Source organism: Natronorubrum sp. A-ect3 (assembly GCF_041821125.1).
In the GTDB taxonomy this organism is placed as follows: Archaea; Halobacteriota; Halobacteria; order Halobacteriales; family Natrialbaceae; genus Natronorubrum; species Natronorubrum bangense.
Genome location: NZ_JBGUBB010000002.1, coordinates 684,960 through 700,963, shown reverse-complemented (window position 1 = coordinate 700,963; position 16,004 = coordinate 684,960). Strand labels below are relative to the sequence as shown.

Here is a 16,004-nt window from a genome sequence, read left to right as displayed (position 1 = left end):
CGACGAGTCTATGACTGATGAGGGGGACAAAGACGTAGACAGGGGCGCTGGCGACGAGGTTGATCGCGACGTCAGCGACCAGATCGAGTACGGAATCGATGACCGACCGCCGCTGGGTGAGTCGACGGTGCTTGGCATCCAGCATTATCTGACGATGGTCGGTGCGAACATCGCGGTGCCGCTGATTCTGGCGAGTGCGATGGAGATGCCGGCCGACGTGACTGCCCAGTTTATCGGCACGTTTTTCGTCGTCTCGGGGATCGCGACGCTGGCCCAGACGACGTTCGGGAACCGCTACCCGATCGTGCAAGGCGCGCCGTTTTCGATGCTTGCACCCGCGCTGGCAATCATCGCCGTCGTCACCGCTGGCGGTGTCGGCGGTGCCGGCACAGACTGGCAGGCCGCACTCCTCCAGCTACAGGGTGCGATCATCGTCGCCGCGGCCGTTCAGGTCGCGATGGGGTATTTCGGGCTCGTTGGCAAACTCCAGCGGTTTCTCTCGCCCGTCGTCATCGCCCCGACGATCGCACTGATCGGGCTGGCGCTGTTCGACGCACCACAGATTACGACAGTCGACCAGAGCTGGTGGCTGCTCGGACTGACGCTCGTGCTCATCGTCCTGTTCTCGCAGTATCTCGATCTCAAACACAAGGCGTTCCGTCTGTACCCGGTTATTCTGGCGATCGCCATCGCTTGGGTCGCCGCCGCATCTCTGTCGATCACGGACGTTCTTGGAAGCGAGCATCCGGGTCACGTGCCACTCGGAGAAGTCACCGACACGTCGCTCCTCTTGCCGATCTACCCGTTCCAGTGGGGCACCCCTGAGATCACGACCGCGTTCATCATCGGGATGTTCGCCGGTGTGCTCGCCTCGATCGTCGAAAGTATCGGCGACTACTACGCCGTGGCGAATATGACGGGCTCTGGCGCACCGAGTGAGAAACGGATCAACCACGGCATCGGGATGGAGGGGGTGATGAACGTCTTCTCCGGCATTATGGGAACCGGTGGCTCGACGTCGTATTCGGAAAACGTCGGTGCGATCGGGCTCACTGGCGTCGCCTCCCGCTACGTCGTCCAGATCGGCGCGGCCGTCATGCTCGTCGTCGGCTTCATCGGCTACTTCGGCCAACTGATCGCGACGATTCCGGATCCGATCGTCGGTGGCCTTTTCATCGCGATGTTCGCCCAGATCGTCGCCGTCGGCATCTCCAATCTCAAACACGTCGATCTCGACTCCTCGAGAAACGTCTTCGTCATCGGCTTTGCGCTGTTCGTCGGGCTGGCCATCCCCGAGTACATGGCCAACTTCGGCTCGACACTCGAGTTCCGCGATGCGGTCGCCCTCGAGGCCACACTCGCGCCGCTGCTCGAAGCGGACGCGGTCGCCGGCACCGTCGTCGCGGCGTCGCTCGAAGCCGCGATGCAGGCGTTCGTTGACACCGTCTTCATCATCGGCTCGACGGGGATGGCTGTCGGCGGGCTCGCAGCGCTCGTTCTCGACAACACGATTCCGGGCAGCCGCGAGGAACGCGGGCTGGCCGAGTGGGACCGACTCACGGAAGACGACGCCGAGTTCGAGACGTTCTGGGAGCGCTGGGCCGGCTCGGACGCCGATACCGATAGACGCAACTGAGGTCGAACCACCCGTTCTGGCCGTTTTCTCACAGTGTATGCAACCCGTCGAGCTATACGTCCAGCGCCCGATAAACGGTAGTAATGGCAACACTTCCACTCGAGGACGGCTCACTCTGGTATGAGACACACGGCGACGGCCAGCCGCTCGTGTTCATTCACGGCGGCTGGATGAACGGACAGAGCTGGGCGCCACAGGTCGAGCGCTTCGCCGACGAGTATCAGGTGGTCACCCTCGACGTCCGTGGCCACGGCAAGACTGGTGCGACTGACTCCAGCCAGTACTCGATCGAACTGTTTACCGACGACCTCGAGGCGCTGTTCTCGGAACTCGACGTCGAAGACCCGATTCTCTGTGGGCTCTCGCTTGGCTCGATGGTCGCTCAGGAGTATCTGACTCGCCATCCAGATCACGCAGCGGGCGCGATCCTCGGCGGTGCGGTTCGCTCGATGCCGCCAGTATCCCTGCCAGCAGGGATGAAACCGTTCATCTCTCCGCTGCCGGCACTGACGACGACGCTGTCGATGACGGGGCCAGAGGCAATGTTTCGGTCGTTGCTGGTGTCGATTCAGGCGACAACCGGTGAACAGTGGCTGTCCGTGGATCCGTCGGTGCGCTCGACGGCACTGGATGCCGTTGGCGAGATCTCTCGACACGAGTTTCGGAAGGTGTTCAGCGCACTCTACCGGTACGAACCGTCTGATCTCTCCCACGTCGAAACGCCGACGCTCGTGATCCACGGTGAACAGGAGGTCCCGCTGGTCAAACAACAGGGACGGCAACTCGTCTCGGAGGTCGCCGACGGCGAGCGACTCGAACTCTCGAACTCGGGCCATCTCGTCAATCAGGACCGGCCGGAGGCATTCAACGCTGCGACCGAGTCGTTTCTCGACCCGGCAGCGCGGTAATGTCCGTCCCAACACGTACGGATTATGAACAGTAACGTTCCGAAAGCCAACACGATTTGGCAGCGAGTGGAAGTCGATCGCATGCAAAAGGCTATCATGTGTCGGGACCACATGGTAATCGGAACGCCAGCCACGAATCCTTCACACTTATGAGCAGCAATTGTCCGGAGTCCGACGCCACCGACAGCACGGTACCGTCAAACGAGCACTGGTCCAGTGTTTCGAAACACGTCGTTAACAGCTATCTCGAGGCCAACAACGCGTTCCTCGCAGCAATGGGGATCTCGCCCTCGAGCGAGAGCGAGACCAACACGATCACGACACGACACAGACCCGAGAACGCAGAGGCACCAGTCACCGAACTTGCCTTCGGTAACGAGGCGTGGCTGATGGAGCGATCGGTCGACAGCTACGACGACCTCGATGTCGGTGAGTACGTCCGGTTCACCAAGACGATCGATGACACCGACGTCTCCGCGTTCGCCCACATCTCCGGTGACACCAATCGACTCCATCTGACCGAATCGTTCGCCGAACAGACGCAGTTCGGCGGTCGAATAGCCCATGGCACACTCGTCGCCGGAACGATCAGCGCTGCGCTGGCCCGTTTCCCCGGGCTCACGATCTATCTCTCACAGGACCTCGAGTTCCGTGCGCCGGTCGAAATCGGCACGACTGTCACCGCCAACTGCGAAATCATTGAGAAACTTGGCGAGACACGCTATCGGCTCCAGACGACAGTCGAGACCGACGACGAAATAACGGCGATCGACGGAGAGGCGATCGTTGTGATCAAGGAGCAACCTGCCAACTGATCGCGTTCCGGTGGCGTCGCCGAACTCTGACCGACGCGAAGCGTGTGCCTGCCGTCGATATCCACACCACATGACACAGTCATCGCCGACACGATACACGCCGCCACTGCGGTCGCGCCGTAAAGTCGGTACAGCAGTCCATCACAGTCGTCAACGGCAATCCTGTGGCGTCGTGACCACCAAATCACCTTGGGCAAATGGTGATGTCCGCACGTCTCATCGTCACAGTAATGAGTCGCTCAAAATCGCAGTCAAAGATCGTTGCCGTCTGCCGTGCCTGTGACTCCGTCTACGTCTCCGAGCAGAAACCGGACGGGACGATCAGGCCCATTGGCGTCTCGGACGAGTGTTCCTGCGGTGACGGCGATTTTCACCGAGTCTCCATCCCAGACGATGCTGGCCCACCAGCGGCGCACTCTCCGAACTAAATCACTGCTGGACGACCGTCCGAGCGTCCCGTTCGGCGTCGACATCCCCAACTATGTAGGGACAACTATGTTATGCCACACCAGTCTCTCTCGATTACGGGGAATCCAGAGGGAGCGATTCTGGTCCCCGATACACGACTGACTGCCGTTTGGCAGTCGCTCGTGGACATCCTCCTGTTCGAGAATCCAACCATTGCCCCGAGAGCCAGCAGATTTCGGTGCTGTGTCCGGTCTTCCGTCGGTATTCTAGCACTGCGGGCTGCGGAAGAGCACTGAAACGGGAATCATAAGTACACGGAGTCGTACGATCCATACGAGAATAGCTGTGGCAACCGCATCCTCGCCGTTCCCCCGCCCGATCGGCACTCGACAACGGTTCTCTGCACTGCTCGCAGCGACTGCACTCGGTGTGTATCTTCTGTTAATCATCGGTGCAACGACGTCGCTGACGGACGCCGCGTCGGCGTGTTCAACGTGGCCAACCTGTCACGCGCCGACCGATCCACTGAGTCAAACCGAGCTCGCGATCGCCTGGGGCCACCGTCTCGCGGCTGTCCTCGTTGGCATCCTCGTCGCCGTGACAGCCATCACCGCCGTCATCGGTGACGTCTCGAGACGCGTCCGCGGAACGATCCTCGCCGGCACCGTCCTCTACGTCGTCCAGGTCGGCGTCGGTGGTGTCACCGCGATCGCCGGGCCCGCCGCAATCGCGCCCGGACTCCACCTCGGGCTTGGACTCGTGATCTTTACGCTGATCGTCCTCGCACTCGCGTGGGACCTCGAGCTCGCAACTGGGAGCGAGAACGATACGATCGACGACCCCGAGCCGTACGAGCCCGACACGGCGGCCGGCGATGGGACGGCCGTCGCCAGTCACCCGCTTCCCAGCGGCGGCCTCGCTCGAGCACGGCTCACCGCGTTTGCGTACTTCAAGATGATGAAGCCGCGGCTGATGTGGCTGCTCTGTCTCGTTGCCGCTGCAGGGATGGCGCTGGCTGCCGGTCCAGAGCTGACACCCCAGGTCATCGTCGCCACGCTCGGCGGCGGTGTCCTCGCGATCGGTGCCTCGGGGACCTACAACCACGTCCTCGAGCGCGACGTCGACCAGAAGATGTCGCGCACAGCTGATCGACCGTTGGCGAACGAGCTGATTCCAGTTCGGAACGCGCTGGCGTTCGGTGGGCTGTTGACGGTCGCCTCGCTCGGCGTCTTCCTGACGATCAACCTGCTCGCGGCCGCGCTGGGCCTCGCCGCGATCATCTTCTACAGCGTCGTCTACACGCTGTTGCTCAAGCCAAACACGGTCCAGAACACGGTCATCGGTGGCCTTGCGGGCGCACTGCCGGCGCTCATCGGTTGGGCTGCCGTGACAAACGAGATCGGACTCCCCGCACTCGCGCTTGCGGGCGTGATCTTCCTCTGGACACCGGCCCACTTCTATAATCTCGCGCTGGCGTACAAAGACGACTACGCTCGCGGTGGTTTCCCGATGATGCCCGTTGTCCGCGGTGAGACGACGACCCGAAAGCACATCCTCTACTACATTGCGGCGACGCTCGTTGGCACCGTTGCACTCGCCTGGATCGCCGACCTCGGCGTGCTCTATGCCGCAACCGTTTCGATCTTCGGCGGGATCTTCCTCTGGGCGGCGATCGTGCTTCACTTCGAACAGACCGAGGACGCGGCGTTTCGCTCGTTCCACGCCTCTAACGCGTTCCTCGGTGCCGTGTTAGTCGCGATCCTCGTCGATGCGCTCGTCCTCTCGGTCTCGTTGTTCTGATCGATCTCTTCTCCGCCGTGACGCCTTCCCCGTCGCCGTCGAACCGCACTTTCTAACCGTGGTGCAGCCATAGCTCCAGACGAATGCACCGCCGTTCGTTTCTCACACTGGCTGGCACGGGGGCGACCCTGTCGATCGCCGGCTGTACGTCGCTGTTCGAGGCCTCACTTCCAGATGAACTCGAAGATGTCGAGCCCGATGCCGACCAGCTTCCGGTCCCGACGATCGCCAGCGGACCAGTCACTATCGACGTCTACGAGGATCTTGGCTGTCCCGTCTGTCACGACTTTCAGGCCGACGTCTTCCCTGATCTCGAGGCGCGACTCCTCGAGACTGGGGAGGCGACCTACCGCCACTATGACTTTCCGGTCTCAGCCGACGACCAGTCGACCGCGATGGCGACCGCCGCTCGAGCGGTGCAAGCCGAGACGATGACCGAAGATGAGCCCGCCGGCGAGTTCTTCGCGTATAAGCAGGCAGTGATCGCGGCCGACGACTGGAGCGATGACGCACTCGCCGACCTCGCCGCGAGCGAGACCGACGTCGACCGCGACGCAGTCGCTGACGCCCTCTCAGATGGGACATACTATCCAACGCTCGTCGCTGACTGGAACCGTGGCGACGAGAACGGCGTCGAGGGCACACCGACTGTCATCGTCGACGGCGAGCAGATCGAGGACCCCTTCGAGATCGACGAGATCGTCTCGAGCGTCGAAGACGCACGCTAGGGACTGTCGAGTGAAGCGACGGCTTACCGGTTGCTGGATATAAAACGGTTCACGCTTTCGTCGCTGCCAGCGACGATGAGCTCGTCGTGTTCCTGCACGACGAACGAAGCGCCGGGATTCGTGATCAAGTCGCCGTTCCGTTCGACTGCGACGACGGTACAGCCAAGCTGTGCGCGGATATCGAGTTCTTCGAGGCTCCGTCCGACGAACTCGGGTGCCATCGTCCGAATGATCTCGAACTGTGTTTCCGGGGCCAGAATTTCTTCGTCCTCGAGCAACACCGACGAGAGCATTCGGCCTGCCACCGTCGACAGGGAAAGGACGTATTCGGCACCCGCTCGGTAGAGTTTGCGAACGGCTTCCGTCTCGTTTGCTCGCACGAGGACCTCGATATCCGGTGCGACCGCCTCGAGGACGAGCGTCGCGTAGATCGCTGTCGTGTCGTCATCGAGTGCGAGAACGATCGATCGCGCATCCGTACAGTCGATGGCGCTGAGCGTTGCCTCGTCGGTGATGTCACCGACGACATCGACACCGTCGGATGCCTCCTTGTCGACGACCGTCTGTGGAACCGCTGCGTCGGCGAGTCCCTCGCTGACAGTGCGTCCGACCTCGCCGTAGCCACCGACGATCACGCGCTGTGATCGCGTTGCCGAGGGTGAGACCGTTCTCGAGGTCAGTTCCGTCAGCGCGTCGTACTGACCGGCGACGAGCAAGATCGTGTTCTCCTCGACGACGGTCTCGGGATCCGGAACGGGCTCGAACTCTCCATCCATCCAGAGACCAATCACGTTGATACCCATTCGTTCGCGGATGCCAGATTCGGCGATCGTCTGTCCGGCGATATCGCTTCTGTCCTCGACGAGCAACTCGGTGATCTCGAGTTGCTCGCCGAGTTCGATCGTCTCCTTGAGCTCTTCAGTGACTGACAGCGCCGCTTTCTGTGCGAGACTGTGCCCGAGAACCTGTCGCGGCCGAACGATGGCATCCGCACCAGCATACCGATGATAGGTCGCCACCTCCTCGTCTTCGGCGACGCTGACAATTTTGATATCGTCTCGGAGCTCTCGTGCGGTGAGGATCACTTCGGGATTGGCCTCGTCGGAGACGTCGATCACGATGGCGCGAGCGTCGTCGATGTTTGCTGCCCGGAGCGTCTGTTCTTGCTCTGGATTGCCAAGCATCGTCTCGATGCCATCGTCGGTGAGTTCCAGTACCGTCTCCGGATCGTCCTCGATGAAGACGTACGGGACGTCCGCGGCCTCGAGTTCGTTTCTGAGGACGTCTTCGCGTTCAGTATGCGAACAGATGATAACGTGGTCGGTCAGCTCGGTTGACTCCGCTGGCTGTCTCGCAAGCGCTTGCTGAAAGAGCGGCACGACGACCAACGGCAAGGCGAGAAAAACGAGCAGCACGCCGGTGAGGTTCATTCCGATCACGATGGCGGTCATCGGGGCGGTTGTCCAGTCGGCAGCGTCGCCACCGAACCCGGCGGTAGTCAGGATCTCGATAACAGTCTGTGCCGACTGGAACAGTGTCCGATGTTCGCCCTCGAACGCCATCATCGCCCACTGATAGAGAAGACTGTAGAGCACCACGACGCCGAAAACGGCGACCAGTGAGAGCCCGATCCGTCGCCACCAGGTATTCATTGCACACAGATACGACAGAGGCCGTCTGAAAGCTGACGGTCCGCCGATGGATCGCCCGTCCGTCTACCATGTCGACTGCGACACGCTCGTTCGACGGTTCGAACACCGTCTGCCGTGGCGTCCGACCGGCAATCTCCGGCAAGGATATAGTAGCCACTGGATGTCACTCCACACCACATCGCACGACTGCTGTGCGATGCGTGTGTCACTCGTTTCAGTTGTTCCTATAGGGTACGGTCTCACTCGTCGTCCGTTCTGGCCGACTCGATCCGCGCGAACTGCTCGTCGTCCAGTTCGAGGTCGACCGCGCCGACGTTCTCAGCGAGTTGGTCGGACGTTCGCGCACCGACGATCGGGACGCAAGTAAACCGATCTTGGTCGATCAGCCATCGCAGGGAAACCTGTGCCGGCGTCGCCTCGAGTTCGTCGGCGACGTCCTCAACGGCCTCGAGGACGTCCCAGGCCTGCTCGGTCGCGTAGTACTCCTCGAACATATCGTCGAGGCTGGCTCGCGAACCGTCCGGCGCTTCGATCGCGCCATCCTCGGTCCGATCGTACTTGCCAGTCAACAGGCCACCGCCAAGCGGCGAGTACGGACAGACCGCGAGCTCCTGGTCCGCACAGACGTCGAGGTAGTCACCGACCGCGTCGTAGTGGGCGGCGTTGACCATCGGTTGGGTGACGTCGAACCGCTCGAGGCCCTCGACATCGCTGGTCCACAGCGCCTTCGTGAGCTGCCAGGCGGCCATACTCGAGGCACCAAGATAGTGGACTTTCCCCTCGCGAACGAGTTCCGAAAGGACCGAGAGCGTCTCTTCGATCGGCGTCTCCTCGTCCCAGCGGTGGATGTAGTAGAGATCGAGGTAGTCGGTGCCGAGTCGCTCGAGGGTGCCCTCGATCTGAGCACGGATGTGTTTCCGTCCGAGCCCGGAGTCGTTCGGGCCGGGTTCGCCCCGGCCGTCGAATGGGAAGTAGACTTTCGAGGCGATGACGAGGTCCTCACGGTGGTGGCCGCGGTCGGCGAGCCAGTCGCCGATCCACTGTTCGCTCGTGCCGTTTGGATCGCCGTAGACGTTCGCCGTGTCGATGAAATTGATACCGTGATCCCAGGCTGCATCGAGCAGTTCATAGGCCTCCTCACGGTCGGTTTCGACGACACCGCTGGTCTCGCGACCGAACCGCCACGTGCCAAAACAGAGTTTCGAGACGGTCGTTCCCGTGTTGCCAAGCGTGGTGTACTCCATATGCGGGCTGTCGATTTGGAGGGTGAAAACGGACCGGAAAGCGGCGAGAAAGAGCAGGTTCGGTCGGATTAGTTGTCTTCTTTGCCGACGCTGATGACCTGCAACAGTGAGTAGACCGGGACGCCATCAAGTTCGTCGAGTCCCTGTTTATCCGCGAGCACGACACACGCAAGCGGCTCACCGCCCTCGGCACGAATGGCCTCGATGGTTTCACGCATCGTGGTGCCGCTGGTGATAGTGTCGTCGACGATGTAACACTCGCGGTCGCGGATACCCGCGAAGTTCCGGCTAAACGTGCCACCGAGCTCTTCGATGTCGCCTTCTTCCCACTGGTGTTTCGCGGGCGTGTACGTCCCCAGATCAGTCTCGAGTGCGCGGGCGACGAGCGTCGCGATCGGGCCGCCAGCTTTCTCGATGCCGATCGTGAGATCGACGCCCTCGCCATGCTTGGCGAGCATGTCGGCCATCGCCTCCGCGATTGCGCCCATTCGCTTGCTATCCCGGCCGATCGCGGACCAGTCGACGTGGATGTCCTGTGGGCTGCTTCCAGGACTTGCTGCTCCGCTCTGGGCAGACGTGTTCGGAGGCTCCGCCGTCGCGCCGCTGCGCTCAACGAGCCAGCTTGCCGTCTCCCGTGAGACGTTCAGTTCGTCTGCGATTTCACCTTTGGAGAGCCCGCGGGCTGCGAGCTCTGCTGCGCTCTCGATTAAGTCGTCGACGTTTTTCATATAGGCGTGAATTCGATCGCTGCTTTTATAGTCGTGTCGTCGTCGGCGAATCGCTCATCAGTCGTCGCACTCGAGTAACCTGATCGATGGACCGACTCGGACGTCGAAACTCACCGCCGAAGCCGCTCTCGGCCCGCCAGATCGAGGGGACTGGCTATGCGGGCAGTTCTTCGACAGCTTCCCACAGGGTTCTAAATATATTCACTCTATGCACAGTTAACCTTTTAATGCGTTGGGCCAGTAGCGACTGGAACGCCCTCGCAAGCACTGAAAACGATTATCTCCCTGCCCCTGCCTGTAGCTGACATGGAACGGTATGATCTCATCTACCAACTGTACGACGAGTACGAGACAGAGACGTTACAGGAGTACCAGGCGTTCGTCAACGTCTTTCCGGCGATCGACTCCCGTGTTGCACTGGAACACTGGCAGAGCGCGAACGAGGAACTCGAGGAGCGCAAAGACGAGATCCGCTCGTCGTTTGCCGCTGGCGAGACGTTCGCCGAGATCGCCTCGCGGGCCGACAGAGATCAGGCCTTTACGGCGCTGGATCTCGAGGCCAAGTACGGCCGCGCGGTGAACGTCCTCGTTTTGGACGTCGACGAGACGCTGCGGTCGGCCGGCGGGACCGACAACGAGATCCCACGCGACACGCTCCACGTGCTGACGGAGTTTCACGAAGCCGGCGTGCCGATCGTCATCTGTACGGGCCAGACCTTAGAGAACGTCAAAGGGTTCGCGATTCAGGGACTGGGCAGCGAAATCGTCCACTCGGGCGATCTCTCGATCGTTTACGAGGCCGGAACAGGTGTGTTCACGCCCGGCCACGGCGCACAGACGAAACAGTTGCTCTACGAGGAACTCGATGCAGAGATCAGAGACGTCTTCGACGACGTCCGCTCGCGGGTGCTTCCCGAAGCGCCCGAGGAACTCCGCCGTGGCTGTCACCTGCAGGGCAACGAGTTCAACGTCACGATGAAGCCCAACTACGAGACCGGCTCGACGAAAGCCCGTGAAACCATCGACACCGCGCTGGTCTATCTGATCGATCTGCTCGCAGACGCTGTCGGCACCGCACTCGAAGCGGCCGACGATACCGACGACGACGATGGCAACGGCAGCCGAGAGCTCAACGACGAGACGATCAGCGACTGGACACGTGCCTTCTACGCCGACCAGGACCCAGAGATCAGGGCCGTCCTCGAGGGCGAAGGCGCGTACCCCGATCTCGAGGTCAGCGAGGTTCCCGACCGCCTCACGGACGTCTTGAGCCGCATCGACGTCGCCTACTACGAGGCCGACGCGGCCGAGATCGGGAGCCTCGAGTTGAACAAGGTCGTCGGGGTTGAACGAGCGCTCGATGTCCTGGGTGTCGACGATCCGTTCTCACTCGTGATGGGTGACTCCAAAAGCGACCTGCGCGTAATGGAGTGGGTCGACGAGAACGATGCAGGAATCTCAGCCGCGCCCGAACACGCCTCCCAAGACACCTTAGAGCACGTCCTCGAGACGGATGAACTCGTCTTCGATCGGGGAAAAAGCGTGGACATCCTCCGGACGGTGTACGCGCTGAACCGGCTGGCGCGACTCGAGTGAGACGATCGCTGGGCCCCATCCGCGGTGGGCGTGGGCTACTGGAGGAGTGCCCGCGTCCGAACGGTTCCGGTCAGGACGAGCGTGCGGCCCTCGTCACTGACTGAGTAATCACTCATCGTCCCCCATCGGTCGCCGATGTTTCGGTTCGAATCGACGTGATCGCGAAGCGCCTCGGGGTCTGCGTCTCCCTCGTGTTCATAGAGGAACACCTCGTGGAGGTCGCTCGTTTCGCCGTCGAACTCGTAGGCAGTCGCTGTTCCCGTGAGTCCAGTTTCCCAGTCGTCGAGGCTGTCTTCGATCCGTTCTTCGAGTTCGTCGCGTTGTGACTCGGGGATCTCCTCGAGGTCCCCGTACTGTGCTTCGAGTCTCGAGTCGACAGTTCGAGGGTCGTGGATTTCCCCGGTGGCGAAGTGGCCCGAATCGAACGCTGCCAGCAGTGCCTCGCCGTCGTCCGTCTCGGCCCAGACCCCATCCGAACTCCATCGGGCATCGAGAGCCGCTTTGACGGCGGCAACCGGGTCGAGATAGGTGTCGGCATCGGCTTCGATGACGTGACTGTCGCCGACAGCAAACGCCAGGTTTCCGACTTCGTACAGCTCGAACCCTTCGTGTTCGCCCGCTTTGGAGAGATCCTCGTCGCCCGAGTGCTGATCGTCGACCCAGCGCTCGAGGGTTTCGTCGACAGTTTCGGGGTCGAACGATCCCGAAAGCGTTCCGATGTCGACCGAGGCGGTCTGTGTTTCCTCGATGGTCTGGCTATCGTACCGGGTTTCGTGCAGATGGGAGTACTCGTACTCCCACTCGACGTGCTGTGAGAGCTGCCAATCGAGGTCGGTTTCTGGAACGCCCACCTTCGCCCGCAGGTCCAAGCCCTGCTCGAGTGGCCAGTAGACGACCAGTTCTTCTTCATTGTCGAAGATCGCCTGTGGAACGACACTACTGAACTCTCGGTCGGTCTGGTCGTACTCCTCGAGTGTGGCCTCTGCGTAGTTCTCGTTCAGTTCATCTTCCTGGAACAGTTGCGTAAACGAGAGGTCGACGAGCCACTCATCGGCGGCCATCGCCGATGCGTCATCGCCAACGACCGGAAGGCTGCTCGTACAGCCCGCAAGTCCCGCGGTACCGACTGCGAGTGCCGTTGTGCTGCCGTTCCGGATGAAGTTCCGTCTTGAAATATTGTCACCCATCGAACCAGTCAAGACAGTATAGATAAATAATATATTTGGTTTGTTGTCGTTTACAGCGCAGTTCACAAGGATCGTGGATCGAGCAGCCTCCCTCTCGAGTGTTGCCTATCGAATCTCCGGGACCGAAGTCACTATTCACCCACCGGACGTATCGACGCGTGTGACCGACTACGACGCCGTTGTCTACGATCTCGATGGGACGCTCGTCGACCTCGACGTCGACTGGGATGCCGTCGCTGAAGACGTCCGCACAGTGTACGAGCGCGCAGACATCGACCTCCCGAGTACAGAGCTGTGGGACTTACTCGAGGCCGCAGCCGACGTTGGCGTGGCCGACGAGGTCGAGGCGACGATCGCCGCCCACGAACGCGATGGGGCCGCGAGCGCGCCACGGCTGGCCCACGTCGACGAGTTGCTCGAGCGCTCGGTGCCGGTTGGTGTCTGTTCGCTCAACTGCGAGGCAGCCTGTCGAATCGCTCTCGAACAGCACGACCTCACCGACGCGGTCGATGTTGTCGTTGGCCGAGATACGGTCGCGACACAGAAACCGCATCCGGAGCCGCTCCTCGAGGCGGTCCGTGAACTCGGGGTCGATCCCGAGACGGCGCTGTTCATCGGTGACTCTGCGCGGGACGAACTGACAGCAGAACGGGCAGGGATGGCGTTCGAATACGTCGGTGACGGGCCATCTGGCGTCTGAGTTTGGTCGAGTATCCGACGGTGGCAGATGCGGGTGGTTCGTTACGTCTGCTTGCGTTTTGCGTACGTGAAGACGACAAGAGCCGTGAGAAACCAGATTGGCGCGCCAACGCGGATCGCAAACTCGGCTCGAGCACCCCAGCTTGGCAGGTCAGCGTTCAGCGAGAGTATGGCGACGATCGGTGCGCCGACGAGAATCGTCACGACGAAGGTGACCTGCATCACCCAGCCGTAGTCGACACCCTCGGGCGTAGTTGTTTCGACGGGTTCAGGCACGGCTGACAGTGACGTCCCAGCCCTCTTAACTATCGCGGATGCCGGTTTTGCTCCCGTCGGCTCGCCACACTGGGATCTCGTCTCGACTCGCGGGACGAGTCGAGAACGGTGGCGTTTAATCATCGGGGACGAAGGTGTGTGTATGCCTACCGTCCGGGATCTCAGAGAGCAAGCAGGTGACGAACCGATCACGATGTTGACGGCCTACGATGCGCCGACAGCAGCCATCGTCGACGATGCTGGCGTCGATATTATTCTCGTCGGCGATAGCGTCGGCAACGTCTCGCTTGGCCACGAAACAACGGTTCCCGTCACTGTCGACGGCATTGCCCACCACGTCGGCGCGGTCTCGCGAGCCACCGACGACGCACTCATCGTCGCCGATATGCCGTTTCTCTCGTTCGGTGTCGACGAGAAAGACAGCTTAGAGAACGCCGGCCGGATGCTCAAAGAGGAGGGTGCACAGGCAGTCAAACTCGAGAGCGGCCCTCACACTATCGAGCTCACCGAGAAGATGGCTCAGCTTGGCATTCCGGTGATGGCTCATCTGGGGCTGACGCCACAGCACGTCAACCAGTATGGCGGCTATCCGCGACAGGGGACTGATCAGGAAGCAGCCGAGCGAATCCTTGAGCTCGCACTCGCCCACGAGGAGGCGGGCGCGTTCTCACTGGTGTTAGAACACGTCCCATCGAATCTGGCGGCCGAGATCACGGCGGCGCTCGAGATTCCAACGATCGGGATCGGTGCCGGACCGGACTGCGACGGACAGGTGCTCGTGGTCAACGATGCCGTTGGCCTGAGCGAATGGTCTCCTTCGTTTTCCAAACAGTTCGGAAACGTCCGCGAGGAGATGAAGTCGGCGATCGACGACTACATTTCGGCCGTCGAATCCGAATCGTTCCCCGCGGCCGAACACAGCCACGAAGAGAGCGACCTGGACGAACTCTACTGATGATCTGGGCGAGTGCTTCGAGGCGTGTCCGTGCCCCTCGAGGTGCGTTACTAAACGGCGATGGTAGCCGAAACGTGCTGTCCCCCGAACTCACCAGGAGAGAACTGGAAACTGATTCAGACAGTATCCAAGACACATAATAAGGGCATATTATGACGAAATAGGTATTTTATATCTTTATCGGAACAATTTATATGTCTTGATCGAGGATACACCACTACCGACGCGGTGATCGAGACAATGTCCGAACAGCCAGACACCATGATCGAGCCAGCAACAGAAACAGACGGTGCTCACAGCGCCGACGCGGACCACTCGGCAGCGCTCCAGCACGTGACCGTCGAACACGACGACGAAATTGCCGTCTGTACGATGTTTCCACAACACGTCGCCGAAGACGAGGTCGCCGACCAGTGGATCACGGCGACAGGCGAATCGTTCGTCTCGCTCGAGGACGCCCGGTAGGTACTCAGTATTCGAAACGCGCAGTTCTGGTGGCATCCGGCCCGACCGTGCTGCTTCGCTTTTCTGGACGCTCCTGCGTTCGTCGCCCGGATGCGCGCAGCTACTCCCGTTCGAAGACGATATCCAGAAACTCACTGACAGCGGCGTTGAACGCCGTCGGCTGCTCGAGCATCGCGAGATGGGCCGCCCCCTCGAGTTCGGCGAGCCAGGCGTTGTCGATCTCGTCTGTGAGGAATTCGTGGTATCTCGGTGGAGTGAGCTTGTCGTGTTCACCGTAAGCAGCGAGGACGGGGCTGTCGATCTTCGAGAGATCGTTTCGAACGTCGAACTCGTGGCAGGTCAGGAAATCGCGGCGGGTGACGTCTTGGCCCGTCTCGTGAAGCTGTTGCATCGACTCCTCGCGCAGCTCCGGCACGGGGTCGTGAAAGAGTCGGTCCGGTCCATGCAGGAACTCGACGGCACGCTCGAAGTCGTTCTCGAGCCAGTCGAGCAGATCCTCGAGGACGCCGAGTCGTGCGCCAGTGCCGGTGAGCACCGCTGCGTCGGGCTCGAACTCGCGTTCGATCAGAATGTGCATGACGACAGCACCGCCAAGTGAGTTGCCGACCAGTACCTGACTGTCCGTCTCGTCGACGACGGCAAGCACGTCATCAGCGTACGCAGAAAGGCGTGTATAGCCAGGTCGAGCATCGACATCGTCGGAGTCGCCGTGGCCGCTCAAATCGAGCGTGACGACCGGGTTTTGATCAGCCAGACGGTGCTGTGCCCGCCAGATGTTGCGTGAGCCACCGCTTCCGTGGACGAAGCAGACCGGCGCACCATCCCCGCCGCGATCAGCAACCTCGTAGGCCGTGTCTCGGCCATGATGTGTCACAACCTCCATAACGTGTCGAACGAGCGGAACGGG

General features: G+C 61.2%; 16 protein-coding genes. 10 read left to right on the top strand and 6 right to left on the bottom strand.

Annotation, left to right across the window (positions count from 1 at the left end; translation table 11 throughout):
• Positions 1–10: 10 nt before the first annotated feature.
• From ACERJA_RS10150 to ACERJA_RS10125, 6 genes are all read left to right on the top strand, one after another.
• Positions 11–1,636 (top strand): uracil-xanthine permease family protein, encoded by a 1,626-nt coding sequence (locus ACERJA_RS10150; protein WP_373608068.1) that lies wholly within the window; start codon positions 11–13, stop codon positions 1,634–1,636.
• 83 nt (positions 1,637–1,719) lie between these two features.
• Positions 1,720–2,544, top strand: coding sequence for an alpha/beta fold hydrolase (locus ACERJA_RS10145; RefSeq protein ID WP_373608067.1), 825 nt, complete (start codon positions 1,720–1,722; stop codon positions 2,542–2,544).
• Positions 2,545–2,693: 149 nt separating this feature from the next.
• The gene (locus tag ACERJA_RS10140) at positions 2,694–3,359 is read left to right on the top strand and encodes a MaoC family dehydratase (protein WP_373608065.1); all 666 of its coding nucleotides are present in this window, start codon (positions 2,694–2,696) and stop codon (positions 3,357–3,359) included.
• A gap of 230 nt (positions 3,360–3,589) precedes the next feature.
• Complete coding sequence (locus ACERJA_RS10135; protein ID WP_373608064.1) at positions 3,590–3,787, top strand: hypothetical protein; 198 nt, start codon at positions 3,590–3,592, stop codon at positions 3,785–3,787.
• Positions 3,788–4,112: 325 nt separating this feature from the next.
• Positions 4,113–5,567 (top strand): heme o synthase, encoded by a 1,455-nt coding sequence (locus ACERJA_RS10130; RefSeq protein WP_373608062.1) that lies wholly within the window; start codon positions 4,113–4,115, stop codon positions 5,565–5,567.
• An 83-nt stretch (positions 5,568–5,650) separates the two neighbouring features.
• Positions 5,651–6,295: a DsbA family protein gene (locus ACERJA_RS10125; protein ID WP_373608061.1), complete on the top strand. Its 645-nt coding sequence runs from the start codon at positions 5,651–5,653 to the stop codon at positions 6,293–6,295.
• 23 nt (positions 6,296–6,318) lie between these two features.
• Here ACERJA_RS10125 and ACERJA_RS10120 read toward each other — a convergent pair whose 3' ends face one another.
• The 3 genes from ACERJA_RS10120 to gfcR form a co-directional block, all read right to left on the bottom strand.
• Complete coding sequence (locus tag ACERJA_RS10120; protein ID WP_373608060.1) at positions 6,319–7,947, bottom strand: TrkA family potassium uptake protein; 1,629 nt, start codon at positions 7,945–7,947, stop codon at positions 6,319–6,321.
• 239 nt (positions 7,948–8,186) lie between these two features.
• Positions 8,187–9,191 (bottom strand): aldo/keto reductase, encoded by a 1,005-nt coding sequence (locus ACERJA_RS10115; RefSeq protein WP_373608059.1) that lies wholly within the window; start codon positions 9,189–9,191, stop codon positions 8,187–8,189.
• Positions 9,192–9,259: 68 nt separating this feature from the next.
• On the bottom strand, positions 9,260–9,919 hold the full coding sequence (gene gfcR, locus ACERJA_RS10110) for a transcriptional regulator GfcR (RefSeq protein ID WP_373608057.1): 660 nt from the start codon (positions 9,917–9,919) through the stop codon (positions 9,260–9,262).
• 306 nt (positions 9,920–10,225) lie between these two features.
• Here gfcR and ACERJA_RS10105 point away from each other — a divergent pair, with 306 nt between their 5' ends.
• On the top strand, positions 10,226–11,515 hold the full coding sequence (locus ACERJA_RS10105) for an HAD family hydrolase (RefSeq protein WP_373608056.1): 1,290 nt from the start codon (positions 10,226–10,228) through the stop codon (positions 11,513–11,515).
• 35 nt (positions 11,516–11,550) lie between these two features.
• Here ACERJA_RS10105 and ACERJA_RS10100 read toward each other — a convergent pair whose 3' ends face one another.
• Positions 11,551–12,702, bottom strand: a complete 1,152-nt coding sequence (locus ACERJA_RS10100; protein ID WP_373608055.1) for a hypothetical protein — start codon at positions 12,700–12,702, stop codon at positions 11,551–11,553.
• Positions 12,703–12,862: 160 nt separating this feature from the next.
• On the opposite strand from ACERJA_RS10100, the gene ACERJA_RS10095 reads away from it, so the two are divergent.
• Complete coding sequence (locus tag ACERJA_RS10095; protein ID WP_373608053.1) at positions 12,863–13,402, top strand: HAD family hydrolase; 540 nt, start codon at positions 12,863–12,865, stop codon at positions 13,400–13,402.
• Positions 13,403–13,443: 41 nt separating this feature from the next.
• On the opposite strand, the gene ACERJA_RS10090 is transcribed toward ACERJA_RS10095, so the two are convergent.
• Positions 13,444–13,677 carry a DUF5822 domain-containing protein gene (locus ACERJA_RS10090; RefSeq protein ID WP_006064345.1) on the bottom strand — a complete coding sequence of 78 codons (234 nt, stop codon included), beginning with the start codon at positions 13,675–13,677 and terminating at the stop codon, positions 13,444–13,446.
• Positions 13,678–13,819: 142 nt separating this feature from the next.
• Here ACERJA_RS10090 and panB point away from each other — a divergent pair, with 142 nt between their 5' ends.
• On the top strand, positions 13,820–14,632 hold the full coding sequence (gene panB, locus ACERJA_RS10085; RefSeq protein ID WP_373608052.1) for a 3-methyl-2-oxobutanoate hydroxymethyltransferase: 813 nt from the start codon (positions 13,820–13,822) through the stop codon (positions 14,630–14,632).
• A gap of 240 nt (positions 14,633–14,872) precedes the next feature.
• The gene (locus ACERJA_RS10080) at positions 14,873–15,097 is read left to right on the top strand and encodes a hypothetical protein (protein WP_006064343.1); all 225 of its coding nucleotides are present in this window, start codon (positions 14,873–14,875) and stop codon (positions 15,095–15,097) included.
• Positions 15,098–15,197: 100 nt separating this feature from the next.
• On the opposite strand, the gene ACERJA_RS10075 is transcribed toward ACERJA_RS10080, so the two are convergent.
• On the bottom strand, positions 15,198–15,980 hold the full coding sequence (locus ACERJA_RS10075) for an alpha/beta fold hydrolase (protein ID WP_006064342.1): 783 nt from the start codon (positions 15,978–15,980) through the stop codon (positions 15,198–15,200).
• Positions 15,981–16,004 lie beyond the last annotated feature (24 nt).

Bases quoted from the DNA above. Each gene is read 5' to 3' on its own strand.
- ACERJA_RS10105 (WP_373608056.1), top strand. From the start codon at position 10,226: ATGGAACGGTATGATCTCATCTACCAACTGTACGACGAGTACGAGACA.
- panB (WP_373608052.1), top strand. From the start codon at position 13,820: ATGCCTACCGTCCGGGATCTCAGAGAGCAAGCAGGTGACGAACCGATC.
- ACERJA_RS10080 (WP_006064343.1), top strand. From the start codon at position 14,873: ATGTCCGAACAGCCAGACACCATGATCGAGCCAGCAACAGAAACAGAC.
- ACERJA_RS10145 (WP_373608067.1), top strand. From the start codon at position 1,720: ATGGCAACACTTCCACTCGAGGACGGCTCACTCTGGTATGAGACACAC.
- ACERJA_RS10075 (WP_006064342.1), bottom strand. From the start codon at position 15,980: ATGGAGGTTGTGACACATCATGGCCGAGACACGGCCTACGAGGTTGCT.
- ACERJA_RS10115 (WP_373608059.1), bottom strand. From the start codon at position 9,191: ATGGAGTACACCACGCTTGGCAACACGGGAACGACCGTCTCGAAACTC.
- ACERJA_RS10120 (WP_373608060.1), bottom strand. From the start codon at position 7,947: ATGAATACCTGGTGGCGACGGATCGGGCTCTCACTGGTCGCCGTTTTC.
- ACERJA_RS10150 (WP_373608068.1), top strand. From the start codon at position 11: ATGACTGATGAGGGGGACAAAGACGTAGACAGGGGCGCTGGCGACGAG.
- gfcR (WP_373608057.1), bottom strand. From the start codon at position 9,919: ATGAAAAACGTCGACGACTTAATCGAGAGCGCAGCAGAGCTCGCAGCC.
- ACERJA_RS10125 (WP_373608061.1), top strand. From the start codon at position 5,651: ATGCACCGCCGTTCGTTTCTCACACTGGCTGGCACGGGGGCGACCCTG.
- ACERJA_RS10100 (WP_373608055.1), bottom strand. From the start codon at position 12,702: ATGGGTGACAATATTTCAAGACGGAACTTCATCCGGAACGGCAGCACA.
- ACERJA_RS10135 (WP_373608064.1), top strand. From the start codon at position 3,590: ATGAGTCGCTCAAAATCGCAGTCAAAGATCGTTGCCGTCTGCCGTGCC.
- ACERJA_RS10140 (WP_373608065.1), top strand. From the start codon at position 2,694: ATGAGCAGCAATTGTCCGGAGTCCGACGCCACCGACAGCACGGTACCG.